The organism is Chitinophaga sp., from assembly GCF_039596135.1.
Taxonomy (GTDB): domain Bacteria; phylum Bacteroidota; class Bacteroidia; order Chitinophagales; family Chitinophagaceae; genus Chitinophaga.
In genome coordinates, this window is the sequence record NZ_JBCNKH010000046.1 from 1 (window position 1) to 25,097 (window position 25,097).

Sequence of the window (25,097 nt, forward strand, 5' to 3'; positions counted from 1 at the left end):
ACGGAATGGCCGCATCGTATCAGGCCGGAGAAATTGCCTGCAATATTTGCGGGCGTACCTGTTCGAATACTGAAGAAGCATGAATATATACAAATATAAGGTCAGACTGCCCCAGCCATGCCGCCTGTGCACTGTCATAAGAGGCTGTGGAGAATACATGCATGTTGCAGTCATCTGCCAGCAACTCCTTTACCTGGGCCCCTGTCTGGCTAAAATTGTCAGACAGGACCAGGCTTACTTTTACCTGTGCAGTCACTGTTGTAGCCAACAACACCGCCCATAATAATATTACTAATTTCTTCATAAATTATAAGATACGCCTACATTAAATGAACGGCGGGGTGCATAATAATAACTGGTAGCAGAGCCATAGTAGCCATAGTACAGCTTATCAAACAGGTTCAATACATTCGCATACACATTGAATTTTGCAATTTGCTTTGCAACTCTTACATCGAATACAGTGTTGGCTGCCAACTCTCGCGCCTTGGTATTTTCCAGATCGCCATAGCTCTTATCGGCATATCTTACCCATACACTTGCATCAAAGAGTTTGGCTTTTGAAAAAGCAATACCGCCATCTATACGGTGATGCGGGTTGCCATCCATTTCATTCCCTTCGTAGGCAGTATTGGATTCGTATTTCAGTATTTTGGAGTCATTGTAGAAATAACTCAGGATGGTAGTGAGACACGGCGCTATTTTGTAACGTACAGCAGCCTCTACGCCGGAGAGTCTGACGGCGCCGATGTTGATGTATTGACGCACTGCCCAGTTGCCCGGATCAAAATAAGCCGGTACTTGCGAAGCATCTATCAGTACAGCATCCAGGAAGTCTTTGTAGCGGGAAGTATAAGCAGTAGCAGACACTTCCAGCACCTGGCCTAAGGTATAATCGCCACCGGCTTCTATGGAATACACCATTCTTTCCGGTTTCAGGTCGGGATTGCCTAAGCGGAAAGTAGTACCCAGCAGGGAGGAATTGTACATGTAATACATACTGGGGGCTTTGAAACCCATGGCATATACAGACCGGAGCCTGAACTGGTCGCTGATGCGATATACTACGCCTGCTTTCGGAGACAGCACTGACGAAGATGCATTCGTATAATGAATGGAAACCGGTGTACCACTTTGGTTATCGAAGAACTTACCATTGTTATTGTGCCAGTTATCCCAGCGCAGGCCCAGGTTGAAGTTCAGGGAATTGCCAATAGATACATCATCATTAATAAACAGGGAATAGAAATTCTGATTACCTGAATAATTTTGATTCCCCTTGCCGTAGTAGTATTTTTCTGAAGACAGTTTATTTAATCTTACGTCGCCGCCAATGGTCAGGTCATTCACCCCGATTTTACGGCTGACCTTTCCAATAAACCCTGATACATCAATAGGTACATGGGTCGTATAATAGTCGGTGCTAAAAGTGCCTTTTTCAGCATTGTAGTTCAGGGCATCCGTATTCATTTTTTCATGATTATAATAAGCAGATGCACTATAGTCAAACCAATTATTTTTGCCTGTATACCGCAGCAGGAAGTTGGCCACATTGTTTTTCTCTTTGTATAATATGGAAGTGCCGGAGGCCGGGTTTTCTGTATGCAGGTCTGCGATACCTTCCAGTTTAGATCGTTCACCCAGCTGATAGGATACTTTTACATTGGCATTTAATAGTTCCATGGTGGGTTTCTGGTAATAGCTTTTCCAAAGGCTATCTGCCATGTACTGGTAACCATCTGTTTTTTTATACTCTGCAAAAGCGATGATACCAAAGCCATTATTAAAGAGCTTACCTGCTTTCACGTTGGCTATTACAGTATTCATAGACCCATAGCGTACATCGGCACCAAATGTGGTTTGCTTCCGGGGATTTTCAGTCACCAAATTGATGGTGCCACCCATAGAGCTGGAACCATAAATAGAAGACCCCGGACCACGTACTACTTCAATTCTCGAAATGCTATTGGAAGCGATGCTGTTCCATAAGGAAACACCACCGGTGTAAGTATCATTTAATGGAATGCCATCTTTCAGGATCAGCGTACGCCCTGCGGAGCCCGTGCCCCTCAGTGTAACAGCCGTATGAGTACCTGTAGTCGTTAACCCCCGGTTGCGATCTACGGCCACTCCCGGAATGTATCGCAATGCCTCATCAATAGTTTGTACCTGCTTCATCTCAGCATCACTGCTCTTGATGATGGAAACGCTGGATGAGATCTTTCGTAGTTCTACCGGCATGGCGGATGCTGTGACGGTCACTTCATGTAATGGTGTTTGTGCGTGGGTTTGGAGCACGCAAAATAACGGCAATAATATGCCGGGTAGGTTCAACTTCATTGTAATAATTTGAAAAAATAAGCCCTGCGTGAACGGGTGTTCACGTCATAAAAAAAACAATAGTTATGCTATTGCAGGCGGGCCACGAAGTTGATAATGAAAATAAGTGAGATAATTATAGCCCTGTATATTGTAAGCATATTGCTGTACTACAGGCCGTAAAGGAGGGAAATAAGTGGGCAGTACCGGCACCTCCACATCGCGGGTGAGGTGAAAGTCGCAAATGGCGCAATGATGGCCCGGCTGCTGAAAGGAAATGATCTGCAAATGCCGATGCTCCCCCAGCGGTACAGCATGGTAGTGGAGCATCTTTACACTGTGTACCACCGCCAGTAAGGCTAGCAGGCACCAGGCAAGGCATTTTCTGAAGACGATATTTCTCTTGTCAGACACCTGGCAAAGATATAAGAACATCTTCAGAAAATGCAACAATGTTTTAATTTTTATTTAACCACTGCAAACGGCGCTGGTCAGGTAAATGCTTTACGGTAAAGTTTTCGAACTTAGCTTCAAAGCCCTGTCCATCGGGCGAAGCTGCCATCACACCCACCATTACGGGGTGATTGTCCTGCAAAGGGCAATTGCGGGTCATCACATAATTCACATCGTCAAAGGAGTAAAAGATCTCCACCGCATCCAGTCTTCTCACGGCTTTGATCCAGATAAACGGCGGCACCTTATCCAGTGTGGTCACGCTCCAATCGCTGGTCTTGTGGGTTACTACCGTGCTCACATTGAATTTACCATCTACATACTCCACCCCGGTCTTGATATAGTTCTCCTGGTCTGTTCTGATCATGAGTCCCATCTGGTCGAAACGGGCTTTGTAACTGCCGGTGAGTTTTACCTTTACTTCAAATTCTCCGCCGTAATTGGCGTAGTAAAAGGGGGCATCGTCTACGGTAAAGCCATAATGGGAAATACGCCAGTAATCGGTTTGTGGCGTGACGAACAGGGTCAATGCCTTATCTTTGATATCCCATTTGGCGGGTTCGTTGAACCACTGCATTTTTTCAAGCGTCTGGGCTGATACTGTGTGCATGCCGATGAGTGAAACTACGGTCCAGAGAATCTTTTTCATACTTGCTGAATTATTACTTTTGCAAATGTAAATGCTGGTTATGCAAGGTGCAATGGTTAATAATAACCAAAATATACTGAATGATACGCTGTTGATGCAATCCTTTTCGCAGCAGGACTCTCCGCTGGCGCAGTGCCAGCTGATCGCGAAGGTGTATGCGGGTATCGAAAATGCCGTTGCTGTATTGAGCGACCTGAGGGCCAACAGGAGTTATATTTATTCCGGAGGCGTGGGTGCAGCATTGGGGTTGCAAATGGAAACGGAAATTGATTCCATCTGGGAAGAAGGATTATTCAGCAGGATACGGCCGGATGACCTGCAATCGAAGCATGCCATGGAACTACAATTCTTTCACCTGCTGAAAGACCTGCCAATTCATGAACGATACGATTACTATGTAAACAGTATGCTGCATATGCGGAATGCACAGGAGGAATATGTGCCTGTGCAGCACCGCATGTTCTATATTAAGAATGCAGATAATGGCAGTGTGTGGATGGCGCTGTGCCTATATAATTTTCCACCACAGCAGGTAGAGGGCAATGCTTATTTCGGGCGGATTGTGAATTCCAGGACAGGCAGGCTCTCCCTGCCCGACAGGCAACAGGTGAGTGACATTCTTTCGGACCGTGAAAAAGAGGTGCTACGTATGATCAAGGCCGGTAGTAGCAGTAAAGAGATTGCTGCACGGTTTTCCATCAGTGTGTATACGGTAAACAGGCACCGGCAAAATATTCTGCAAAAACTGCATGTCAATAACTCTATGGCGGCATGCCGGATTGCAGATGCCATTCACCTGCTGGATAATTGATAAGATACCCTACATTTGCCCCATGAAAACTATAATTACCACCCTTATATCCCTTTCTCTATCGACCGGGATATACGCACAAACCTTGAAAGTACCGGCTGCAAGCAGCGGCACCAGCATCACACAAAAAGTAGGTATTCACGACGTACAGTTAAAGTACAACCGTCCGAACATGAATGGTCGTAAGATCTTCGGTGGTTTGGTACCTTACGGTTCCGTATGGAGACTGGGCGCCAACGGTATTCCTGCTATTACCCTGGAAGATGCAGTCACCATCGAAGGGCACAAAATTGAAGCAGGTACCTATGGGCTGTTCGCCATTCCTGAAAAGGATAAATGGACCATTATCATCAGCAAAAAAGCAAACCAATGGGGATCTTACTCCTACAGCAAAGAAGATGATCTTTTACGCTTTGATGTAAAACCTTCTACCCTGCCATATGCCGTAGAGACCTATACGATGGCTTTTGACAACGTGACTCCTACAGCCGCTGTACTGAGCATTTCATGGGATCATACACAGGTAAAGCTGCACCTCACAGTAGATCAGAAAGCTGAAATCATGGCAAGTATTGATTCTGCAATGGCGACTGAGAAAAAGCCTTACATGCAGGCAGCACAATATTATTACGACAACAATATTGATTCCAAAAAAGCGCTGGAATGGATCAATGAAATGGATAAGCAACAGCCGAATGTATTCTATATTAAATACTGGAAAGCGAAGGTACAGCTGAAAGCGGGCGATAAAGCAGGCGCGATTGCCTCATCAAAAGAGAGCCTGGAGCTGGCGAAGAAAGATAATATCCAGGAGTATGTGAACCTCAACAACGAGTTGCTGAAACAGGCTGGAAAATAATCAAAGAGAGCAGGATGTTGCGATTGACGTGCATCCGAAGCTTAGACAGACTTAGCGGCTTGAGTTCGGCATCTAACCGGGCTCAGGCCGTTAATGCATCAATAATGTCTGCAGCTATCTGGTTCAGGTCATGCAAATTCTGTGGCTTCACAATGTATTTGAGCGCCCCGGCGTTTAAACATTGCGTTTTGAAGTGGTGAGAATTGGAGGTACTCCAAACTATTTTTGGTACACTGACGAGCCGGTGAAATTCCCGCATACGCTCCAGCACCTGCAAGCCATTGATGCCCGGCATGTTGTAATCCAATATGATCAGGTATGGCGTATCCTCTTCCTTGTCAGACAGGTATTGTAAAACCTCTGACCCGTTATTGAATAATTTAATACAAACAGCTGGTGCTATTTTATGAATGGCTTCAGTGAGTAGTGCCTGGTCTTCAATGTCATCATCTACCAGCAAAATGGTAATATGGTCTTTGGACATAAGTGTATGGTACCCCGGCTATTAGGGCGCCGCAAAATTAGTACTTTTTATTAATTTTCAGGTAAGGTTTCGACTGTGTAATTACTCAGTTTATATTATAATCACCACTGTCTTCAGGACAGTGGTGATTGTAATGCAACCTGTACCATTAGGCGTTCTCAAGCTTATACACCCTGGAATAAGATCCGTCCCTGTTCTTATTGTGCCAGATGGAAAAGGCAATAAATTCCCCATTCTCCCCAAGGAACCGCCCCCGCATATCGAACCCCGGGAACTCGCAGACAATAGCCCGCTTGTCGGATACCGAAAACGTACCTATGGCATCTTTGTCAAATTCCTTTCCATCATACCTGGACTGGTCAATAATCTTGGTAGTGAGCACTACTTTGTTCTTTTCTTCCGTGAAGCGTAAAGTGGTTTTGTAGATATAGCCGTCAAAATTGCCACCGGCCACCCAGTCAATGTCTGCATCAACAGGGCCTTCGTACACCTTGTCAAATACGATTTTTTCAATACTCATAGGATAGTAAAAATATGGAACTGTAAATTATAAAAATTTATCAAATATCCTACTTTATGGCTTCCTTTCTTTTGGTTCTCTATTCGTATTGATCTGTTTCAGCATCTTTCGGGTCCGCATAAACGACATGCCGGACATATATCCTATATTCAGCTGTAACCTAAACCCGCTGTAGCGTTCCAGTCCCCCGATGGCGGGGCTGTACCTTGGGCTCCATATGTATTTGGCAGAGAAATCGTAGGTGAGCCGCTTGCCCATACGGGTGAACATTCCAAAGCCGCCTTCTACCGCAAATTTCTTCTGGGAGTAGTCAGTACTCCCAATGCCACTGGCTTCACTGCCTTTGATCCGGATCAGGGTGGTATTGATCGCTCCTACCCCAAATAACAGGTAAGGTTTGGGCTCTGCGGCCAGCATGGTCCGGAAATAGTTACGTTTGGCAGTCAGCACCCCCGTTTCTATATCGTCAATCGCCTCAGCGGCAGCAATTTCATCATCCAGCTGGTGGATGGCCGCCCATTGCCGCTGCTTATAGCCCTCGCTGTACCAGCCTTTCAGGCCCCATTTCAGGTAGGTAAAATTCGAGAGGATCATACCCATACTTGCATTGATTGACCCCGTGATAGACATAAACCGCTGCGTCCGGTTCAGGACCATTTCGGTACCAATACGATGCCGGTCGGTAATCCAGTTCTCTGAGGCAAAGCCGAAGTAAAACTTCCGCTCCGTAATGCTGATATGGCTCTTGAGGTCTTCCCCGCTCTTAAACATGTCAGGAATGAGGGTAACGCCCAGGGGTATACTGAAAATAGTATTACCCTGGTAGCTGTCCAGCAGCTTGTCGTTCATTTCTTTTTTGACGTGCTTATACATCTTTTCGTACCGTTCCAGTCTTTCTACTTCCCATTCGTAGTCATTTTCCCCGTTCATTCTGCGCTTCTGAATATAATATACCGTATCTATGGGGATCTCGCTGGTGCCGAGGGTGAACCGGTGCCTGTTCTCCCTGTTTACTTTGTGGAGGGGGAAGAAGACATCACCGACATAGGTAGATACAATCTGCATGGAAGGCTGCATAAACATTATGCCCGGCCATGTGGTAAAGTATTCCGGCATTATAAACGTAGCCGGAACCATGGTTACACCGACCGCTGCTCCTTCCAGGGCCGGGTTCACCAGCCGGATACCCCTGATATCGCGGAGCTTGATGGTATCGAATTCATGCATCGGTATTTTGTTAGGTAAACGAATAGGAAGGGGGATGGGCAATGGAATGGCGGGAATGGGTAAAAAAGGAGAGCGTTTTAAAAAAATAAGCGTGGTATCCGTCACCCCAAGGAGGTTGGATTCTATATAGTAGGTATTTTTATTAAAATCTGTACGGGTAAGGGGTTGCTCCATCTTAATCCGCTTGTCGGACCAGAACCAGAGTCTGATGAAGTCCCCCATCTTAATAGTATCAACATGTCCCGTTTTCTCATTCTGAATCGTCAGCACTTTCTGTGTTCGACCAGTCGGCTCGGGCATAGGCGACTGGGCCCACACATATACAGGTATAAAAATAAGTAGTGTAACAGATATAAAATACTTCATCCGGCAAATCTATAAGCCGTGCCACCTGCCGGAAAATAATAAGGGAAAACCCCACGATAATATTGGAGAACCGTCACTTGTCCATCAGCGCACTCACATAGGTACGATACGTGTCGCCTACGGGCAACTTCTTCTCTGCCAGCGTGATGTACCTGCTACTTACCGCACTTACCCTATGCCGGGGCACGATGTAAGACCGGTGTATACGCATGAACTGGTGCCCGGGTAGCCGCGACATCATCTCCTTTAGCGACATCATAGACAACAACGGATGTGGGGATGAAGCCGTGTATATTTTTACATAATTATTCAGTCCTTCGATATAGAGAATGTCTGCCAGCAGGATATTCTTTGTTTCATAATCCGCACGTACGGTTAGTGACAATGATAGTTCCTGCGCCTGGCGTAATAATCCTGCTTTTACGATGGCCTGTTCAAAACGTTCGGCAGAGAAGGGTTTCAGCAGGTAGTCAATCGCCGCTACATTGAATCCCTCCACGGCATATTCCGGATGCGCGGTGGTAAAAATCACCATGGGTCGCTGCGGCAATGCCTGGTAAAAAGACAACCCATTTACTTCTGCCAGCTCAATATCCAGCAGGATTAAGTCGACAGAATTACACGCCAGGTAGGCCCATGCCTGCTCCGGACAGGTGAACTGCCGCGTTAATTTAATCCCGTTTAAGCGATGACTGTAATGTGACAGGATTTCATGAGCAATAGGCTCATCGTCGATGGTGATGACTACTAAAGGTTTCATAAACTGACACTGAGTTGAACAATAAATTGCTGCGCCTGTTGATGGATGACCAGCGTATGTAGACCCGGATAGATTAATTCCAGTCTGCGTTTTACATTTTTAATGCCTACCCCTTCGTGTTTGGCGCAGGATACAATTGTATTTGCCGAGGTAAATTGCAACACATCAGGTGTGACGTGAATAGAGATATCCATGGTCGTTTCTATACTTGCAGAGATACCATGCTTGAAATTGTTTTCGATAAAAGGGATCAGGATAAAGGGGGCAATTTGCTGTGTGGTAATATTCCCTGTGACACTGAGCTTCACCTTGTTATTAGTACCCAGGCGCAATTGCTGCATCTGGCAGTAGTTGGTGAGATGTTCTATTTCTTTGGCAAGCGATACCTTATCTCCATTACTCTCATACAATACGTACCGCATCATGCTTGCCAGTTTTAGTATATAAGCAGGTGTTTCGGGAGATTCTTTTATTGACAATCCATAAATTCCATTCAGGGTATTGAAGAAAAAATGCGGTTGCATCTGCTGCTTCAAAGCAGCTAATTCAAACGCTGTTTTTTCTTCTGCCAGTGCGTTCCATTCATACCGCCTGCGCGCTATATAAGATAGCATAAAAGTCATTGACAGCTTCATCAATTGGGGAACAGGCAAAAAGATCACTAAAAATCTGAACTCCGCAAACAGGTGATTTAATTCAATGGGGATATACAGCATACCTGCGAAATACGCCAATAGTGTTATAAAATACAGGACACGCGTTCGATTGTATAAAAACGGGATGAACACATAGAAATTCAGGAAGTATCCGCCCGCGGCCATCGCATTTTCCAGCATTACTGAATAGTAGAGCTCATTGACCGTAAAAGTGGTGGCTGGCCTGGTCATATAAGGCACGCAAATAGTTAAACCAATGACGACGATAACCAGTATGAAATGATAGGTATATTTCATGGGCGAAAATTAAAACGAACGAAATGTCTGACCTATAGCCCCGGTCAGAAATGATAAAATCCAGAGATGAAAGGGGGTTTTTTGTAGACAAAAAATTGTTAAAGTTAGACGGGGCTGAGTTGGGGGACGGGATCGGGTGCCATTCGAAAATCGGGCAGAAAAGGGGTGGATTTCCCTCAATATTAAATAATATCTAAAATATTCAGGGTCTCTTTGAAATAATTCCCGAAATATAAAATAGGTATTGACAATAATAAAAATCCTGATAACTTTGTCATCAGATGACACGACATCGAACTTAAAATTTAGACTTTAATTAATACTTTAAGAAGCAATGGCAAATTATTTTAATTCTTTACCCCTCAGGGAGCAATTGAACCAATTAGGTGTATGCGAGTTCATGGACATCGCAGAATTTGCTGACGGCGTAGCTGCCCTCAAGGGTAAGAAGGTAGTTATCGTAGGAGCAGGTGCTCAGGGCTTAAATCAGGGTCTGAACCTCAGAGACAGTGGTCTGGACATTTCCTACGCACTGCGTCAGGAAGCGATCGACAACAAAAGAGATTCCTGGAAAAATGCAACTGACAACAACTTCAAGGTTGGCACATTCGAAGAACTGATTCCCGGTGCTGATGTGGTAGTGAACCTCACTCCCGACAAGCAACACACTGCTGTGGTAACTAAGATAATGCCTTTGATGAAAAAGAACTCTACCCTGCTGTACTCTCACGGGTTCAACATTGTAGAAGAAGGTATGCAGATCCGCAAAGACATCACTGTTATAATGGTAGCACCTAAATGCCCAGGTTCTGAAGTAAGGGCTGAGTACCTGCGTGGCTTTGGTGTACCAACCCTGATCGCAGTTCACCCTGAGAACGATCCTGAAGGTAAAGGTCTGGAGCAGGCGAAAGCATATTGCGTAGGTACTGGTGGTCACAGAGCCGGTGTACTGCGTTCTTCTTTCGTAGCTGAAGTAAAGTCTGACCTGATGGGTGAGCAAACCATCCTGTGTGGCCTGCTGCAAACCGGTTCTATCCTGTCTTTCGACAAAATGCTGGAAAAAGGCATCGATGCCGGTTACGCTTCCAAATTAGTTCAATACGGTGTAGAAGTAATCACTGAAGCCCTGAAACACGGTGGCGTAAGTGGTATGATGGACCGCCTGAGCAACCCTGCGAAAATAGCTGCTTTCAAAATCTCTGAAGAACTGAAGACCATTATGCGTCCACTGTTCCAGAAACACCAGGACGATATCATGAGCGGAGAATTCAGCAGCACCATGATGAAAGACTGGGCAAACGGTGATGCAAACCTGCTGAAATGGCGTGCAGAAACCGGCGAAACTGCTTTCGAAAAAACACCTGCCGGCGATGTGAAGATCGGCGAACAGGAATACTTTGACAACTACACCCTGATGGTAGCATTCATCAGAGCAGGTGTGGAACTGGCTTTCGAAACAATGGTAGAAGCTGGTATCAAAGCTGAATCTGCATACTACGAGTCCCTGCACGAAACTCCACTGATCGCAAACACCATCGCGCGTAAGAAACTGTTCGAAATGAACCGCGTGATCTCTGATACTGCTGAATATGGCTGCTACCTGTTCGATCAGGCTTGTAAACCATTGCTGGCTGGTTTCATGAAGACTGTTGATACTGACCTCGTTGGTAAAAACTTCAACGCAGGCAAAACCGGTTCCGTTGACAATGCTGAACTGGTACACATCAACGCCATCCTCCGCGACCACCCGGTAGAAGTAGTAGGAAGAAAATTGCGCAAAGCTATGACAGCGATGAAGTCAATTAAGACTGCCTAAAATATAATGAAGGAATGAGAGCAGATGGCTCTCATTCCTCTCTTCTTCTCAGAAACTGGAATATGATGTCAGAGTCCGTTGTTAAGGTTTTAAACCTGCATGTCAGGTTTAAAGACAAGATTGTATTAGATAATTTAAGCTGGAATATAGTTCGTGGACAAAACTGGGTGCTGAACGGAATAAGCGGGAGCGGAAAAACCACCCTCGCCCAACTGATAGAAACACCGAAAGGCATAGACGGCAGCATCGAATATAACTTTGATAAAAACAGCCCACTTCCTCCGCAGGTACTCTACGTATCCAACTGGTACCACTTCAAGAATTTAGAAGGCGACGCTAACTTTTACTACCAGCAGCGCTACAATCGTAAACAGGCGAGAGAAACCCTTACCGTATCAGGCGATTTCAAAGTGTTTGGGAAAGAAAAAAATCTCAACCCTGCGGATGCTGATAGCATTATCGATGCACTCGGATACAGGGACCTGCTGGATTCCCAGCTGATAGAACTTTCCAGCGGGGAACACAAAAAGCTGCAATTGATCAAAGCCCTCTGGCTTAAACCACAACTGCTGATCCTGGACCAGCCTTACGCCGGTCTGGATGTAACCTCCAGGAAGAACTTAAATACGCTGCTGGAAGAACTGTCCGGCATCGGGTCTCAATACATCCTGATCACTAACGACGATAATGTACCCAATAATGTGCATCAGTATGCGCAGATCATAGATGGTAAACTGGTTGCCTCCGCGACCAATAATCATAATGGTGAGATCCTGCACGAACTGGAACCACTACCTGAATTCCTCATGGAAAAGCCCGTGTATCATGCGAAACAGGTGGTAAAGATGGTCGGCATGAACATTCACTATGGTGAAAAACAGGTACTGAACAATATCAACTGGGAAGTAAAAGCCGGTGAAAAATGGCTCCTGCAGGGACATAATGGCTCCGGAAAGTCTACCTTACTGAGCCTGGTATGTGCAGATCATCCCCAGTCTTATGTAGATGGCCTCTTCCTTTTTGGCAAACAACGTGGTAGTGGTGAAAGCATCTGGGACATTAAGGAAAAGATCGGTTTAATCAGCCCGGAACTGCACTGGTACTTTGATCCCGGTGCTACAGTATTCACCAGTATTGCATCCGGTTTTTATGATTCTATCGGGTTGTTCAAACAGCTGCCTTACTCGCAGACCGTGAAGGTAAGAGAACTGATTGCATTCCTGAACCTGAAAGATGTGCAGCACGAACTGCTCACGCACCTGCCACTGGGCAAACAACGCCTGGCATTGCTGGCAAGAGCCATCATCAAGAATCCTGAATTGTTAATTCTGGATGAACCTTGCCAGGGACTGGACAATGACCAGACACAGTACTTCAATAAGTTTGTCGACAAACTGTGCGCAAACGGGACAACGTTAATTTATGTAGGCCATTACGAATCGGCCCTGCCTGCCTGCCTGGAAAAAAGAATTTTGCTGGATAAGGGACATGTGGTAAAGATAGAAACGATTCAATAGTTGACATGACTAAAATACATAGGAAAACACTTGCAGAAGAAGTTGCGGATCGCATAAACGACCTGATAGTCAATGGTACTTATCAGGTAGGCGAAAAGCTGCCGAATGAAACGGATATGATGGCTTCTTTTGGGGTGGGTCGGTCGACAATCAGGGAAGCTATAAAATTGCTCGCCAATATAGGCATCCTCGATGTGCGCCATGGTGTAGGATCATTTGTAAATGAAATGGTGAGCTCCCGCGAGCCCATCGATGTACGCCTGAGCAAGGCGGATCCCAGGCATATAGACGAGGTACGCGCCTGGCTGGAGATCAAGATGGCCGAGAAAGCGGCCATGAACCGCACGGAAGCCGACATTCGCGGAATGGCGGAAGCGCTGCAGCGCAGGGATCACTTTGGCAAAACCGGCCAGATAGAGCAGAGCATTGACGAGGACCTGGCTTTCCATAGCTGTATGGCCCATGCCACCTGCAACCCCGTGCTGGAAGACCTGTACAAAGCCACTGCCAAACATGTAAAAAGATACCTGCTGGATACCATGCGTGATACCTCCATCATGACCGTGACACAGGACCTGCATGTAGAATTATTAGACGCTATTACCCGCCAGGATTGCGAACAGGCCATTGCCTGTATCAAAGAAATACTGGAATATTGAATATAACGTACATTTACGGCCAAAAACACCTATGAAAAAGGCCATATGTCTATTGGGGATGGCTATTTTACTGACTATTCCAACCTATGCTCAACCCTTTACACAACTATTCCGGCAGGCCATAGAGTCGGGCATGTTCTCAGGACAGGCGGTGATTATGAAAGATGGGGCTGTTTTTTACAGCAAACAAAACGGCTATTCTGAGAACTCTACAAAAAGGCCATTGACTGCTAATACCCTGTACAATACAAGTTATCTTACCAAACAATTTACTGAGGAAATTATCCGCCAGCTGATAGCAGAGGGGAAACTGGATGAACTCGCCTCCGTAGACCAGTTTGTGAGCATTTTCCCGCCTAAAACGGGGAAGGCGATTACAGTAGCGCAATTGCTCACGATGCGGTCCGGGTTAGGAGATTATGAGCATAGCCCGGATTATGCCAAGATCAGGAAAACTGATTTTAAGCTCAACGACCTGCTCCAGATTATCTCCTGGCAGCCCTTATTATTTGATCCGGGTACGGGGGAGGCGTATTCCAATTCAGCTTATGTAGTACTGGGCGCTGTGATTGAAAAAATAACCGGCCAGTCTTATGGCGATGCGGTACGTACCCGTATAGGCGCACCACTAGGCATGACCAGTATTGCTTACACCAAAGCCGAGAAACTGGCCGCCACCAACCGCGCGTATGGGCAGCTGATTAACCCTGATGGTACTAAAACCAATGTAGACGATATTGAAAACGGGCATCCGGACGAGGGAGTATATACCACCCTGGACGATATGTTGAAATTTGTGGAGGCTAAGCGTAAACAGCTGCTTCCCTCCCATTACAGCTATCCGCTCACCATGCACCTGACGGGTGGTTTGCCCACATGGACATCGGCGATCGGGTACACGGAAGATGGTTACAGTTATGTAATACTGTGCAACATGGGGGAATCTGCAGAACGCCTGGCGCCCCGCGTTATTTCTGTGATGAAGGATGGCACGCACACACCTTTTACGCCGCCCACGCAGCTCACCTTGTACAAATGGATTACCGGGAATGGAATGCCCTATGTAGAACAGCATGTACGCGAACTCTGTGAGCAGGAAGGCCGCAAATTTGATGCTGGGTTCTTAAATGCCAATGGGGATATTTTTATGCAGAGCAAGCAAACGGGATTTGGTATTGCATTGTTTAAACTGAATGTAAAACTGTTTCCGGCTTCAGCTGCCGCATATGAATATTTAGGGAATGCGTATACGCAGATAGGTGATAAAGCCAATGCGGAAATCAATTATAAAAAAGTACTGGAATTAGATCCAAAGAATGGTCGGGTGAAGGATATTCTTAGTGCCAAATAGGATGATTCATCGGTATTTTCGATGGAGTGGATAGAAAAATATCGTTTGGCCGATCCATCAAACTTCAGACCTTTGTAGCGATTTATGGAACAGCTTATCGAAAATTCAAAACCACCCTATATCGTATTGATGCTATCAGGGCTTGCGCAGATACTGCTGTGGGGTGGGTCTTATTTCCTTTTGTCCGTACTGTCAGGGCCGATCATGCAGGAAACGGGTTGGTCATACCAGCAGGTATACGGGTGTTTATCCTTAGCCCTGCTTATTTCAGGTTTGCTGCTGCCGGGTATTGGGAAAATGATTCAGCAGTCTGAAAAAAACGTTATTCTGCATTATACGGGGATTGTGATGGGAATAGGGTTGATCATGATCGGACTGGCAAAGAGTTATCTCCTGTTTGTGCTGGGTTGGGTGGTCATTGGTGTAGGTATGGGTATGGGGCTCTACGACGCCCTCTTTGCCTCGCTGGGTAAACTATATGGCACGAAGGCGAAAAAAGTGATAGTATGGGTAACGTTGATTGCCAGCCTGGCGCCTTCTGTTTCATGGCCATTTACTTCGTTTTTATTGCAGCAATCAGGCTGGCGGCATACCTGTTTTGCACTGGCGGGGATATTAATGATAGTGATTTATCCTGTTCATAAATATATTTTTCAGCCTACTATAAAAACAGCCACCGTCGCCCCGAGTGCCAACGTTGCTTTCCGTTCCAAAATCTTCTACCTGCTCCTTGCCAACTTTACCATCGGTGCCATCATTACCACCGGCGTTGTTGTGCACCTCATCGACATTCTCAGTGCAAAAAAAATCGGGATGTCTACCATATTGTTTATCGTGGCCTTTCTTGGTCCCAGTCAATCTGCTGCGCGTACACTGGAACTCATGATGGCTAACCGAAGTGCGGTCGAAATGGCATTCATCTCTACTTTTGCCATGCTGCTAGGCATCGGCCTGCTCTTCTTCCATCCCAGCCTTGCTACCATAGGAATAATTATCTTTGGAGTTGGAAACGGCATGCGGTCTGTACTGAGAGGTACCTTACCATTAGCAATTTATGGTCCGGAACATTACCCGCTGGTCATAGGCCGGTTGGCCCGTATGCCGCTGATCGCGCAGGCTGCGGCGCCATTCATTGGCGGGTTTATGATTCAGCAATTTGGCACTACTATTTACTTATGTTCACTGTGCGCACTGTTATTAATTAATCTCGTATTGATCTGGAATATTAAATCATATGAACTACAACTTCAGAAAAGCCAGCTTAGATGAACAATCGGCCATCTGGGACATACTGGCGCAGGCGATCCGGCGAAGAAAGGAAGACGGCAGTAAACAATGGCAGGATGGCTACCCAAATCCGGCCGTGGTAAAAGGAGACATCGAAAAAGGACATGGCTATGTGCTCACTGAAGGCGATGAGATACTGGGCTATGTGGCCATCCTCATCAACGACGAGCCCGCATATGCAGCCATAGAAGGTAAATGGCTCACTGATGGAGACTTCGTGGTATACCACCGTGTGGCCATTTCTGAAAAGCACCTGGGCAAAGGGCTTTCCCGGGTCATGCTCAACTACATCGATGAATGGGCTTTACAGCATGGCATTACCAGTGTAAGGGCAGATACCAACTTCGACAACCCAAGGATGATGGGCGCTTTCGAAAAAAGTGGATACGTATATTGCGGCGAAGTATTCTTCAGGGGTGCAGCCCGGAAAGCATATGAGAAGGTATTAACTAATCCTCATGCTTAAGATCGATCAGGATCTTTTTAAACTCTTTTATTGCTTTAGTTTCGTAGGCTTCCTTCAGTGAGATAATATTTGTATTGCGCACCAGTGTTTTTTCATCAATCGGGATCGTCACCAGGTCTTTGTCAATCACACTCGTTTGTACAACGATGCTATACCACTTGCCGGTTTTTACCAGGTCTAATACGGTGGGGATGTCATTGACTTCGATGGAGAATTTCGGGTCCAGTCCATGTCGTGTAAAAGTCTTACTGATAATATGGCTGCTGCTGTATCCCCTTGTCGCTATGACCAGGGGCAGCTCGCAGATCTCGTCCAGTGAGAGCAGTTTCTTTTTAGCAATTTTTGATTGCTTGTTGGCCACTACGACCATAGGGCTGCTAAACAGCTCCTGGTAAGCAAAATGAGGTACGTCTACCCCTTCGTGAAAGGCCAGGCTAAAATCCAGTTCAAACTGGTCCAGTCTGTCGAACAACCCCAGGGAAGAGTCGTACACAACTTTCAGGTTGATTTGCGGAAACTTTGCTGCAAACTGTATCAGCGCCTTTGTAAAAAAGTTCTTCAGGCTATAGGCCACTCCTACCGTCACAGTACCGATATGCAGGTTATTCAGGTCCCTGATCATTTGCAGACCATCTTCGGCTTTCTTCACTGCCTGCTTGGCGTAATCGGTGAACAAAGTACCGGCTTCTGTCAATGTAATCTGCCTGCCAATGCGGTTGAAGAGCGGTGTGTTGAGTTCCGTTTCCAGTTGTTTGATCTGTTGGGACAGGGTACTCTGACTGATGTGCAGCTGTTGGGCCGCTTCTGTAAAACTGAGCAGTTCCTGTGCCTTCAGAAAATATTTAAGTTGCCTATGTTCCATCCTGAAGTAAGTTACAACTAAGTTGCATGCAACCAGCGACAATGATCAGTATCATAATTCCACCTAATTTTGGTAATATGCATTCGCATCTAATATTTAACCCATGAAAAGAAAAGTTATCCTGTACATAGCCACCAGTGTAGATGGTTACATTGCCCAACCCGACGACGACCTGAGCTTTCTGTCCATTGTAGAAAAGGAAGGCGAAGACTATGGCTATGCGGAGTTTATAAATACTATCGACACCGTTATCATTGGGAGAAAAACGTATGACTGGATACTGAACCATGTACCGGAATTTCACCATGCGGATAAGACAACTTATGTGATTACGAGAACACCGCGTGAAAGCATTGGCAGTACACATTTCTACACCGGTTCGCTACAGGAGCTGGTTACCACACTAAAAAAGGAAGCAGGGAAAAACATCTTCTGCGATGGGGGTGCGGAAATAGTGAATGCATTACTGCAGGATCATTTAATTGACGAATTTGTGATTTCAATCATTCCGATCCTGCTGGGTAGTGGAACCAAATTGTTCCAGGATGGACGGGGAGAGGAATTATTAGACCTCATTTCAGTAAAACACTTTGAAAAAGGATTAGTACAACTGCATTATAAAAAAACACAGGTATAGGAATATACCTGTGGTCTGCATAAACTTTTACAAATGTTTCTCTATGTATCGTGCTGCATGCGCAGCTAATTTATCTGGTTTTAGAAAGCGCGATTTACAACGGGTCATTTTGCTTTTGCGAAGCGGTCATTGATTACATCCCAGTTCACAATCTTCCAGAAATTGGCTACATATTCCACACGCTTATTCTGATAGTGTAAATAATAAGCATGCTCCCATACATCCAGTCCCAGCAAGGGTTGTCCTTTCACAATCTCTGGTAATTCCATCAATGGATTATCCTGGTTAGCTGTGGAAGTGATTTTTAATTGCTGTTCTTCTTTTGACCAGATCAGCCATGCCCATCCTGATCCAAAACGGGTCATCGCGGCCTCTGCAAATTTGGTTTTAAAGTCTTCAATTGATCCGAAGGCTTTCCTGATTTCGGCAGCGAGCTCGCCATTCACTTCTCTTTCAGCCGGCGCAGCAAACTGTGGCCAGAAGAAGCTATGATTATAATGCCCGCCCCCATTATTGCGGATCACCGGTGGCAATTCCCCAATCTTGCGGAACAACTCTTCCAGTGGAAGATCTGCGTACGGTTTACCTTCCAGCCCCTTGTTCAGGTTATCGACATAGGCCTGGTGGTGTTTGGAATAATGGATGGTCATTGTCTGCGTGTCAATCACTGGCTCTAAAGCGCCGTAACCGTATGGTAACGGCTCCAATTTGTATGTACTCATATACTGATCGGTTTTAACAGTACAAATGTATGCATTAAACTTAATAAACCAAATGTTTATTTGGTTAAATACTTTAGTAAAGGATTTGTCCTATCTTTGGTTTACCAAATAACTACTTTGTTTATTATGAAAATGAGTTTGCCCGATAATGAAAGAGCGTTAATGCTGCTGAAGACGAAAGGTCCGCAGCCGCTGGTAGCGCTGGCGAAAGACCTGAATGTGAGCACAGAAGGCGCCCGTTTTCAGCTGATTAAGCTGTCTAATGAGGGTTTGGTCGAAACGCATACAGAAGCGAAGGGAAAAGGCAGGCCCCAGCAGGTATGGTCGCTGACCCAGCTGGGTCATGCCAGGTTTCCGGATACCCATGCGGAGCTGACTGTACGTCTTATTAAAAAGATGCAGGATACGCTGGGTGAAGCGGCACTATTGGAAGTGATTGAAGCAAATGGCAGGGATGGTCAGCAGAAATACCTGCAGAAATTAAGCAACATACCCGACCTGGAAGGCAGGGTCAGTGGTCTCGCCAGAATAAGGGATGAGGAAGGCTACATGGCGGACTACTCCAAAGATGCAGAAGGTTATTTATTTGTAGAAAACCACTGCCCTATTTGTTCCGCAGCACAGGCCTGTTTAGGGTTTTGTAAATCGGAGCTGGAAACTTTTCAAACGGTATTAGGAGAAAAGGTATCGGTGGAGAGAGTAGAACATATTGTAAAAGGCGGGCGACGCTGTGCTTACAGAATCAAACCGCAATAAAAAAGGGCCGCATCACTGCGGCCCTTTTCAATTTCATTACCCTTCACAACTCTTACAAGTCACCAGGTTCGTTACCAACTCTTTGGAAACGCTCTGGCTGCGCTGATAATAGAGTGTTTTCACACCCAGTTCCCAGGCTTGTATCAGTAACCTGTTCACTTCTTTTACAGGCAGGTTAGAAGGTATATTCAGGTTCAGACTCTGGGACTGATCCACATATTGCTGCCGGATAGAAGCCTGCTGAATGATTTCCAGCTGACTGATTTCCTTGAAGGTTTTGAATACTTCTTTCTCTTCCACGGTCAGTTGTTCCAGGTGCTGTACGCTACCATGGTTCATCATAATGCTGCGCCAGGTTTCTTCATTATCAATACCTCTTTCGGCCAGCAGTGCTTTCAGGTATTTATTCTTACGCATGAAGTTACCTTTAGACAGACCGGCCTTGAAGTAGTTGCTGCTGAATGGCTCGATACCAGGAGATGTCTGGCCCAGGATGGCACTGGAAGATGTGGTAGGAGCAATGGCCAGCAATGTGGTATTTCGCTTACCATAACCCTTCAGCAATTCAGGTTCACCATAAATCCATGCCAGTTCTTTACTTGCTTTCTCAGCCTTGGTCTGGATATCTTTGAAGATAGAAGATGTGAGTTGTTTAGCACGTAAACCTTCGAACGGAATCATGTTCTTTTGCAGGTAGGAATGCCAGCCCAGTACGCCGAGACCCAGTGCACGGTGTCTTTTTGCAAAGCGGTTAGCAGGCTCCAGGAAGTGATTACCTTCTGTTTTTACGATGAACTCCTGCAGCACCGCGTCGAGGAAGAATACTGCCAGTTTCACAGCATTGGTATCTTTCCATTCGTCGTACAGTTCCAGGTTCATGGAAGAGAGGCAACAGATGAAAGATTCTTCTTCTGTAGAAGGCAACATGATTTCGGAACACAGGTTGCTCGCGTGGATGGTCAGGTTCTGGTCTTTGTATACCTGGGGTTTATTCCTGTTTACATTGTCAGTAAAGAAAATGTATGGCAGGCCTTTCTGCTGACGGCTTTCCAGCACTTTCGCCCAGATCTGCCTTTTCTCCATATCGCCATCGATCATATCTTTCATCCAGTAGTCAGGCACACATACGCCGTAGAACAGGTTCTGGATGGGATGCCCGATATCTTTGATAGAGAGGAATTCTTCGATGTCGCCGTGATCGATGTCCATATAAGCGGCAAAAGCACCACGTCTTACACCACCCTGGCTGATGGTATCCATCGCCGTGTCAAACAGGCGCATAAAGCTGACTGCACCACTGGATTTACCATTGTCAGTTACCGCACTACCGCGCTCACGCAGGGAACCGAAGTAAGCGGAAGTACCGCCACCCAGTTTGGTCTGCATGATCACTTCACCCAGTTTGTGGGTGATGCCTTCAATATTATCAGGAATGTGTACGTTGAAACAGGAAATAGGCAGTCCTCTTTCTGTTCCCATATTAGCCCAGATCGGAGAGCTTAAGCTCATCCAACCTCTTTCGATCATTTCTTTGAATACGTCTTTCAGCTCTGGTTTGTACAGGCGTTGTGCAGCAGCTGAACAAATTCTTTCGATGGCACCTTCTACGGTTTCACCTTTCAGTAAGTAGCCTCTGTTCAGGATCTGCTCACTCTCTTCATTTTTCCACCACAGGCGGTTGCTATCCTGTTCATTGGTTACAGCAGTTTCGGGGGAGGCTGTTTCAAATAAAGTCATCATTATCAATTATATCATCAAAAAGTTAAAACAAATCGTGCGCAGAAATACTCTTATCAAATTTAGTATATTCTACCGGGCGTTTCGCAAAAAAGTCATCCAGGCTGTTTGAATAAATCTCTTCTTCAAACCACAGCATTTTGCCACTTTCTTCGGCAGGTACGTTGAAGATAGGATCAATACCAATCTGCTGTAAACTATCATCCGCTCTCTTCTTCATAAAGTTGATCAGGTCCGCTTTCTTAATCACCTCTATTTCACCTTCATTGAAAATCCAGTCGAGCATACGGCTTTCAGTTTCGATAGACAGTTTTACGATATCCACTACCTGCTTTACGGCTGCTGGTGTGAAGATATCAGGATACTCCGCCTTTACCTTGCCAATCAGGTAAATGCCGGCGTTTGCATGGATCTGCTCATCTACTGAGGTCCAGGCAATAATGTTGCTCACATTCTTCATTAACCCCTTGAAACGGGTAAAAGACAGCACAATCGCAAACTGGGAGAACAGGCTTACATTCTCGATCAGTAAACTGAACAGTATCAGGGAGATGGTATACTCCTTCTTATCGTTTGATTTCGCATTTTCCAGTGCGGCAGACAGATAGCTGATACGCTCCTGGATAACAGGTACTTTCATCAGTTCAGTGAACTCATCGTTGTAGCCCAACACTTCCAGCAAACGGGAGTAAGCTTCTGAGTGGCGGAATTCACATTCTGCAAAGGTAGAACCCAGTCCATTCATTTCCGGTTTTGGAAAATGCTGGTACAGGTTGCCCCAGAATGATTTCACGGCCACTTCCACCTGTGCGATGGAAAGAAGGCTGTTCTTTATAGCGCTTTGTTCTGGTATAGATAAGTGGGCATGAAAATCCTGGATATCAGCTGTAAAATCCACTTCTGAATGCACCCAAAAAGATTTGTTAATTGCATCAGTATACTGGAGAACCTCCGGATACTCAAATGGTTTGTACTGAACCCTCTTGTCAAATAATCCCATGTCTGATTTTCTTTAAGCTATTAAACAAATGATAAAATAAATATATCTATCACGTTAGAGAGCAAATGTCCCGATTAAATTAAAGAGCGGTAAAAAAAGAAATCAACATATGGGGATAATCAGTTTTTGGAATGATCGTTCTCCCTATCACGGCTGATTTAGGACAAATTAGTTGTAATATTATATTTATTTACTATACCTTTGCGCCCTGTAAATTTATAACCCTATGCGTAACCTATTATTATTATTGTTTGTAGCAGGCCTGTTATTCGGGGCTTGTAAAAAGGACAATCAGACTCAGATTCAGACAGACCCAACACTTACGGAGTACAAAGATGGACACCGGTTAAAGCTGGTAGGCAAAACACCGGTGGACCTTACTTTTACCTTTACCGGCAAGGTCGGCACCTTGATTCCGCCGGATGGCTACACCGCCCTCATTTCTTACATCAAAACCGGCGCCAAAGCCTGGACAGCGTGGAAGAAACTCACGATTACAACCGATACCATGCACCTTACAGAAGGGTTGGAACACCTGACCACCTACGATGTAAAGATGGAGGTGACAAATGGTACCGATACATTGTTTATCGACAAAGTGACGGTGCAAACAGGCAGTTTTACGACGAATTATAACAAGTCGTATAATAACGATAACGGCCTGTACCTGATGGACTTAAACCAGGTGTATTCCCTGGAAGGAGCGGTTCATACGGTGTATGGTAAATATTTCAGTGGTGTGGATATCAAGGGGCAGCTGGTCCAGAGAGGCGATACAAATAAAAAAGTGGATGTGGGTGTAGAAGTATTGAATGACTCTACCCTAACGTTCAAAGTTCCGGCGGTGTTCTCAAAAGACAATTATGAAGGCAGTAAGATCTATTACCTGAAGCTGAATAACCGGTATTTCAGGTGGAACGAAGGGAATACCACTCCTGATAAATATGATACGATCTGGTACAATGTAAACAACAACGAGATTCATATTAATTCAGTTGCTGTATACCCGGATTCAACGAACGAGGGTTGTCGTAGCATCATCTTTTCCGGTCATTTTGGGGTAGCGGGCTTCAATTTGTTTGCGCCTTATGTTTATGGCATTCCGATCAAAGTAATGCAGACCCATATGAGCATTAGTAACAGTGCGGGAATGATTGTAGGATCTTATGATGTGGAACTGAACAATGTGACCAATGCTTGTGAAACCGCGTCTACAGCTTTTGGTTGGGCGATGGGCAGCCATGTGCTGCAGTTGCGGTTAAAATCAGGTTTGCCGGCGGGAAGTTATACGCTGATAGTGTATAATGTGCTGGTGGATGAAAGTAAGAGGATTAGTAACCAGTTCCAGTTTACGATAGAATAAAGTTTTTAAAAAGGCAGTCAAAATAATGACTGCCTTTTTTTTAAAACTCAATTGTACAAACTACCGGGAAATGATCTGATGGAAATCGCAGATCCTTTGAGTCAGTCAGCACGGCATAATCAAGCACTGCTATATTATCATTCACAAAAACAAAATCTATCCTTCCCTCTGTGACCACCTTCGTCCAGTTATGATATTTAAAATCCTGGAAAGTACTATCCGGACCATAAGGCGGCGTTTTAGACACCAGCTTCGCATCCCTGAACTGTTTCACAATCGTAGCATAGGCGCTCGTGGCCGGATCGGAATTAAAATCCCCTGTAATGATTACCGGTGTACGATTATCAGATAACGCATGTATCTTTTCGAGGATCATCTTTGCTGAATTTTCCCTTGCCTGCACACCTTCATTATCAAAATGCGTATTAAAGAAATAGAACTCCTTCCCTGTCACTTTTTCTGTGAGCTGCGCCCAGGTGCAGATACGGATATAGGCCGCATCCCAGCCTTTGGACGGTACATCTGGCGTAGGTGATAACCAGAAATTTCCTAACTTCACCAACTCATATTTCTCTTTATTGTAAAAGATCGCGGAAAACTCTCCGCCTTCTTTCCCGTCATTTCGCCCCACTCCTACATGTGCGTAAGTACCCATTGCTTCCAGGTCATGCATCTGATCGATCAAAGCTTCCTGCACACCAAATACGTCGAATTGATGATACCTGATCAGGTCGCATACCATGTCTTTACGGTGCGGCCATGCATTGGCACTATCGTAAGCAATGTTAAGCCGCAGATTGAAAGTAGCCACCTTTGCCGTGCTGATTTGCTGGTCTACAAGATGAGGAGCAATAGCCTGCTGCCAGATGCGGTAACCTGCCGGCTTCATATGCAGCTGATCTTCTTTGAAAATGGCTGCATTGAGCGGCATCATTTTACTATAAACATCTACAAAAGAAGTATTCGCCTGGCCGGCCAGAAAATGCTGAATGGCCTTATTGCGTTTCACCATTTCAGGCAGCAACCGTGCCCGGCTCGGACTTGGCTTGATGGAAATATAGGTAACAGGAATATCCGGCATCTTATTCCGGATCATGGCAAACAGCGCCTGGAAGCGTTTTAGCAAAAGTGGGGCTTTTACTGTATCAGATGCCAGGTCATTCTCCCCGCAATAAATAACAATCTGTTTGGGATGGTAAGCAAAGATCACATCGTCCGCATAGTGCATCACATCCAGCAGGTTCGACCCGCCAAACCCACGGTTAATAATGCGGTGCCCCGGAAAATAATGATTGACATCCTGCCAGTAGGTAAAGGACGAACTGCCAATGAAAAGTATTTCATTGCCCCTCGGAATATCAACGGAGTCTTGTCTTTTGAATGCCTGAATATCCTCGTAATACGGATATCGCTGTTGGGCATAGCCCGTGCTGAATACGCAGATGCAAATAATTGCAGCTAAAAACCTTCTCATGGAATTTACTTTGGTATATAGTGTTAAGATACCCTAAACTTACCCCATG

25 protein-coding genes are annotated in these 25,097 nt (G+C 45.4%); 11 read left to right on the forward strand and 14 right to left on the reverse strand.

Annotated features, from left to right (window positions below):
* Nucleotides 1-19: 19 nt before the first annotated feature.
* The 4 genes from ABDW16_RS22220 to ABDW16_RS22235 all read right to left on the reverse strand — a co-directional run bounded on the left by ABDW16_RS22220 (nt 20) and on the right by ABDW16_RS22235 (nt 3,421).
* Nucleotides 20-304 carry a hypothetical protein gene (locus tag ABDW16_RS22220; protein ID WP_343672793.1) on the reverse strand — a complete coding sequence of 95 codons (285 nt, stop codon included), beginning with the start codon at nt 302-304 and terminating at the stop codon, nt 20-22.
* Nucleotides 301-2,340 (reverse strand): TonB-dependent receptor, encoded by a 2,040-nt coding sequence (locus tag ABDW16_RS22225; protein WP_343672794.1) that lies wholly within the window; start codon nt 2,338-2,340, stop codon nt 301-303. Before ABDW16_RS22225 ends, ABDW16_RS22220 begins: the two co-directional genes overlap by 4 nt.
* A gap of 63 nt (nt 2,341-2,403) precedes the next feature.
* Entirely contained in the window at nt 2,404-2,754 is a 351-nt protein-coding gene (locus ABDW16_RS22230; RefSeq protein WP_343672795.1) for a hypothetical protein, read from the reverse strand.
* A 22-nt stretch (nt 2,755-2,776) separates the two neighbouring features.
* Complete coding sequence (locus ABDW16_RS22235; RefSeq protein WP_343672796.1) at nt 2,777-3,421, reverse strand: DUF1349 domain-containing protein; 645 nt, start codon at nt 3,419-3,421, stop codon at nt 2,777-2,779.
* A gap of 40 nt (nt 3,422-3,461) precedes the next feature.
* Between ABDW16_RS22235 and ABDW16_RS22240 the strand changes: the two genes are divergently transcribed.
* The gene (locus ABDW16_RS22240; protein WP_343672797.1) at nt 3,462-4,232 is read left to right on the forward strand and encodes a helix-turn-helix transcriptional regulator; all 771 of its coding nucleotides are present in this window, start codon (nt 3,462-3,464) and stop codon (nt 4,230-4,232) included.
* A gap of 22 nt (nt 4,233-4,254) precedes the next feature.
* On the forward strand, nt 4,255-5,091 hold the full coding sequence (locus ABDW16_RS22245) for a DUF2911 domain-containing protein (RefSeq protein ID WP_343672798.1): 837 nt from the start codon (nt 4,255-4,257) through the stop codon (nt 5,089-5,091).
* 82 nt (nt 5,092-5,173) lie between these two features.
* Here ABDW16_RS22245 and ABDW16_RS22250 read toward each other — a convergent pair whose 3' ends face one another.
* The 5 genes from ABDW16_RS22250 to ABDW16_RS22270 all read right to left on the reverse strand — a co-directional run bounded on the left by ABDW16_RS22250 (nt 5,174) and on the right by ABDW16_RS22270 (nt 9,401).
* Nucleotides 5,174-5,575, reverse strand: coding sequence for a response regulator (locus ABDW16_RS22250; RefSeq protein ID WP_343672800.1), 402 nt, complete (start codon nt 5,573-5,575; stop codon nt 5,174-5,176).
* Nucleotides 5,576-5,723: 148 nt separating this feature from the next.
* Nucleotides 5,724-6,095 (reverse strand): hypothetical protein, encoded by a 372-nt coding sequence (locus tag ABDW16_RS22255; protein WP_343672802.1) that lies wholly within the window; start codon nt 6,093-6,095, stop codon nt 5,724-5,726.
* 54 nt (nt 6,096-6,149) lie between these two features.
* On the reverse strand, nt 6,150-7,688 hold the full coding sequence (locus ABDW16_RS22260) for a hypothetical protein (RefSeq protein ID WP_343672804.1): 1,539 nt from the start codon (nt 7,686-7,688) through the stop codon (nt 6,150-6,152).
* 73 nt (nt 7,689-7,761) lie between these two features.
* Nucleotides 7,762-8,448, reverse strand: coding sequence for a LytTR family DNA-binding domain-containing protein (locus ABDW16_RS22265; protein ID WP_343672806.1), 687 nt, complete (start codon nt 8,446-8,448; stop codon nt 7,762-7,764).
* The gene (locus ABDW16_RS22270) at nt 8,445-9,401 is read right to left on the reverse strand and encodes a histidine kinase (protein ID WP_343672808.1); all 957 of its coding nucleotides are present in this window, start codon (nt 9,399-9,401) and stop codon (nt 8,445-8,447) included. The genes ABDW16_RS22265 and ABDW16_RS22270 overlap by 4 nt, the downstream gene beginning before the upstream one ends.
* A gap of 334 nt (nt 9,402-9,735) precedes the next feature.
* On the opposite strand from ABDW16_RS22270, the gene ilvC reads away from it, so the two are divergent.
* The 6 genes from ilvC (at nt 9,736) to ABDW16_RS22300 (ending at nt 16,497) form a co-directional block, all read left to right on the forward strand.
* Nucleotides 9,736-11,217 (forward strand): ketol-acid reductoisomerase, encoded by a 1,482-nt coding sequence (gene ilvC / locus ABDW16_RS22275; RefSeq protein WP_343672810.1) that lies wholly within the window; start codon nt 9,736-9,738, stop codon nt 11,215-11,217.
* 14 nt (nt 11,218-11,231) lie between these two features.
* Nucleotides 11,232-12,734: an ATP-binding cassette domain-containing protein gene (locus tag ABDW16_RS22280; protein ID WP_343672812.1), complete on the forward strand. Its 1,503-nt coding sequence runs from the start codon at nt 11,232-11,234 to the stop codon at nt 12,732-12,734.
* A gap of 5 nt (nt 12,735-12,739) precedes the next feature.
* Nucleotides 12,740-13,393: a FadR/GntR family transcriptional regulator gene (locus tag ABDW16_RS22285; RefSeq protein WP_343672813.1), complete on the forward strand. Its 654-nt coding sequence runs from the start codon at nt 12,740-12,742 to the stop codon at nt 13,391-13,393.
* A 31-nt stretch (nt 13,394-13,424) separates the two neighbouring features.
* On the forward strand, nt 13,425-14,744 hold the full coding sequence (locus ABDW16_RS22290) for a serine hydrolase (RefSeq protein WP_343672814.1): 1,320 nt from the start codon (nt 13,425-13,427) through the stop codon (nt 14,742-14,744).
* Nucleotides 14,745-14,828: 84 nt separating this feature from the next.
* On the forward strand, nt 14,829-16,013 hold the full coding sequence (locus ABDW16_RS22295; protein WP_343672815.1) for an MFS transporter: 1,185 nt from the start codon (nt 14,829-14,831) through the stop codon (nt 16,011-16,013).
* Nucleotides 15,979-16,497 (forward strand): GNAT family N-acetyltransferase, encoded by a 519-nt coding sequence (locus ABDW16_RS22300; protein ID WP_343672817.1) that lies wholly within the window; start codon nt 15,979-15,981, stop codon nt 16,495-16,497. Before ABDW16_RS22295 ends, ABDW16_RS22300 begins: the two co-directional genes overlap by 35 nt.
* Here ABDW16_RS22300 and ABDW16_RS22305 read toward each other — a convergent pair.
* Complete coding sequence (locus ABDW16_RS22305) at nt 16,481-17,359, reverse strand: LysR family transcriptional regulator (RefSeq protein WP_343672819.1); 879 nt, start codon at nt 17,357-17,359, stop codon at nt 16,481-16,483. The two genes, ABDW16_RS22300 and ABDW16_RS22305, sit on opposite strands and share 17 nt — an antisense overlap.
* A gap of 103 nt (nt 17,360-17,462) precedes the next feature.
* Here ABDW16_RS22305 and ABDW16_RS22310 point away from each other — a divergent pair, with 103 nt between their 5' ends.
* Nucleotides 17,463-17,996 (forward strand): dihydrofolate reductase family protein, encoded by a 534-nt coding sequence (locus ABDW16_RS22310; protein WP_343672821.1) that lies wholly within the window; start codon nt 17,463-17,465, stop codon nt 17,994-17,996.
* 104 nt (nt 17,997-18,100) lie between these two features.
* On the opposite strand, the gene ABDW16_RS22315 is transcribed toward ABDW16_RS22310, so the two are convergent.
* Nucleotides 18,101-18,718 (reverse strand): superoxide dismutase, encoded by a 618-nt coding sequence (locus ABDW16_RS22315; RefSeq protein ID WP_343672823.1) that lies wholly within the window; start codon nt 18,716-18,718, stop codon nt 18,101-18,103.
* A 126-nt stretch (nt 18,719-18,844) separates the two neighbouring features.
* Between ABDW16_RS22315 and ABDW16_RS22320 the strand changes: the two genes are divergently transcribed.
* On the forward strand, nt 18,845-19,474 hold the full coding sequence (locus ABDW16_RS22320; protein WP_343672825.1) for a metalloregulator ArsR/SmtB family transcription factor: 630 nt from the start codon (nt 18,845-18,847) through the stop codon (nt 19,472-19,474).
* A gap of 36 nt (nt 19,475-19,510) precedes the next feature.
* Here ABDW16_RS22320 and ABDW16_RS22325 read toward each other — a convergent pair whose 3' ends face one another.
* Both ABDW16_RS22325 and ABDW16_RS22330 read right to left on the reverse strand, forming a co-directional pair.
* Nucleotides 19,511-21,214: a ribonucleoside-diphosphate reductase subunit alpha gene (locus tag ABDW16_RS22325; protein WP_343672827.1), complete on the reverse strand. Its 1,704-nt coding sequence runs from the start codon at nt 21,212-21,214 to the stop codon at nt 19,511-19,513.
* Nucleotides 21,215-21,236: 22 nt separating this feature from the next.
* The gene (locus ABDW16_RS22330; protein WP_343672829.1) at nt 21,237-22,211 is read right to left on the reverse strand and encodes a ribonucleotide-diphosphate reductase subunit beta; all 975 of its coding nucleotides are present in this window, start codon (nt 22,209-22,211) and stop codon (nt 21,237-21,239) included.
* Between the two features lie 226 nt (nt 22,212-22,437).
* On the opposite strand from ABDW16_RS22330, the gene ABDW16_RS22335 reads away from it, so the two are divergent.
* Nucleotides 22,438-23,574 carry a hypothetical protein gene (locus tag ABDW16_RS22335; RefSeq protein ID WP_343672831.1) on the forward strand — a complete coding sequence of 379 codons (1,137 nt, stop codon included), beginning with the start codon at nt 22,438-22,440 and terminating at the stop codon, nt 23,572-23,574.
* A 40-nt stretch (nt 23,575-23,614) separates the two neighbouring features.
* On the opposite strand, the gene ABDW16_RS22340 is transcribed toward ABDW16_RS22335, so the two are convergent.
* Nucleotides 23,615-25,048 (reverse strand): endonuclease/exonuclease/phosphatase family protein, encoded by a 1,434-nt coding sequence (locus tag ABDW16_RS22340; protein ID WP_343672833.1) that lies wholly within the window; start codon nt 25,046-25,048, stop codon nt 23,615-23,617.
* Between the last annotated feature and the right edge of the window lie 49 nt (nt 25,049-25,097).

Excerpts from the sequence above, each read along its gene's own strand:
- ABDW16_RS22220 (WP_343672793.1), bottom strand. The coding sequence starts at position 304 with ATGAAGAAATTAGTAATATTATTATGGGCGGTGTTGTTGGCTACAACA.
- ABDW16_RS22225 (WP_343672794.1), bottom strand. The coding sequence starts at position 2,340 with ATGAAGTTGAACCTACCCGGCATATTATTGCCGTTATTTTGCGTGCTC.
- ABDW16_RS22230 (WP_343672795.1), bottom strand. The coding sequence starts at position 2,754 with ATGTTCTTATATCTTTGCCAGGTGTCTGACAAGAGAAATATCGTCTTC.
- ABDW16_RS22235 (WP_343672796.1), bottom strand. The coding sequence starts at position 3,421 with ATGAAAAAGATTCTCTGGACCGTAGTTTCACTCATCGGCATGCACACA.
- ABDW16_RS22240 (WP_343672797.1), top strand. The coding sequence starts at position 3,462 with ATGCAAGGTGCAATGGTTAATAATAACCAAAATATACTGAATGATACG.
- ABDW16_RS22245 (WP_343672798.1), top strand. The coding sequence starts at position 4,255 with ATGAAAACTATAATTACCACCCTTATATCCCTTTCTCTATCGACCGGG.
- ABDW16_RS22250 (WP_343672800.1), bottom strand. The coding sequence starts at position 5,575 with ATGTCCAAAGACCATATTACCATTTTGCTGGTAGATGATGACATTGAA.
- ABDW16_RS22255 (WP_343672802.1), bottom strand. The coding sequence starts at position 6,095 with ATGAGTATTGAAAAAATCGTATTTGACAAGGTGTACGAAGGCCCTGTT.
- ABDW16_RS22260 (WP_343672804.1), bottom strand. The coding sequence starts at position 7,688 with ATGAAGTATTTTATATCTGTTACACTACTTATTTTTATACCTGTATAT.
- ABDW16_RS22265 (WP_343672806.1), bottom strand. The coding sequence starts at position 8,448 with ATGAAACCTTTAGTAGTCATCACCATCGACGATGAGCCTATTGCTCAT.
- ABDW16_RS22270 (WP_343672808.1), bottom strand. The coding sequence starts at position 9,401 with ATGAAATATACCTATCATTTCATACTGGTTATCGTCGTCATTGGTTTA.
- ilvC (WP_343672810.1), top strand. The coding sequence starts at position 9,736 with ATGGCAAATTATTTTAATTCTTTACCCCTCAGGGAGCAATTGAACCAA.
- ABDW16_RS22280 (WP_343672812.1), top strand. The coding sequence starts at position 11,232 with ATGAGAGCAGATGGCTCTCATTCCTCTCTTCTTCTCAGAAACTGGAAT.
- ABDW16_RS22285 (WP_343672813.1), top strand. The coding sequence starts at position 12,740 with ATGACTAAAATACATAGGAAAACACTTGCAGAAGAAGTTGCGGATCGC.
- ABDW16_RS22290 (WP_343672814.1), top strand. The coding sequence starts at position 13,425 with ATGAAAAAGGCCATATGTCTATTGGGGATGGCTATTTTACTGACTATT.
- ABDW16_RS22295 (WP_343672815.1), top strand. The coding sequence starts at position 14,829 with ATGGAACAGCTTATCGAAAATTCAAAACCACCCTATATCGTATTGATG.
- ABDW16_RS22300 (WP_343672817.1), top strand. The coding sequence starts at position 15,979 with ATGAACTACAACTTCAGAAAAGCCAGCTTAGATGAACAATCGGCCATC.
- ABDW16_RS22305 (WP_343672819.1), bottom strand. The coding sequence starts at position 17,359 with ATGGAACATAGGCAACTTAAATATTTTCTGAAGGCACAGGAACTGCTC.
- ABDW16_RS22310 (WP_343672821.1), top strand. The coding sequence starts at position 17,463 with ATGAAAAGAAAAGTTATCCTGTACATAGCCACCAGTGTAGATGGTTAC.
- ABDW16_RS22315 (WP_343672823.1), bottom strand. The coding sequence starts at position 18,718 with ATGAGTACATACAAATTGGAGCCGTTACCATACGGTTACGGCGCTTTA.
- ABDW16_RS22320 (WP_343672825.1), top strand. The coding sequence starts at position 18,845 with ATGAAAATGAGTTTGCCCGATAATGAAAGAGCGTTAATGCTGCTGAAG.
- ABDW16_RS22325 (WP_343672827.1), bottom strand. The coding sequence starts at position 21,214 with ATGATGACTTTATTTGAAACAGCCTCCCCCGAAACTGCTGTAACCAAT.
- ABDW16_RS22330 (WP_343672829.1), bottom strand. The coding sequence starts at position 22,211 with ATGGGATTATTTGACAAGAGGGTTCAGTACAAACCATTTGAGTATCCG.
- ABDW16_RS22335 (WP_343672831.1), top strand. The coding sequence starts at position 22,438 with ATGCGTAACCTATTATTATTATTGTTTGTAGCAGGCCTGTTATTCGGG.
- ABDW16_RS22340 (WP_343672833.1), bottom strand. The coding sequence starts at position 25,048 with ATGAGAAGGTTTTTAGCTGCAATTATTTGCATCTGCGTATTCAGCACG.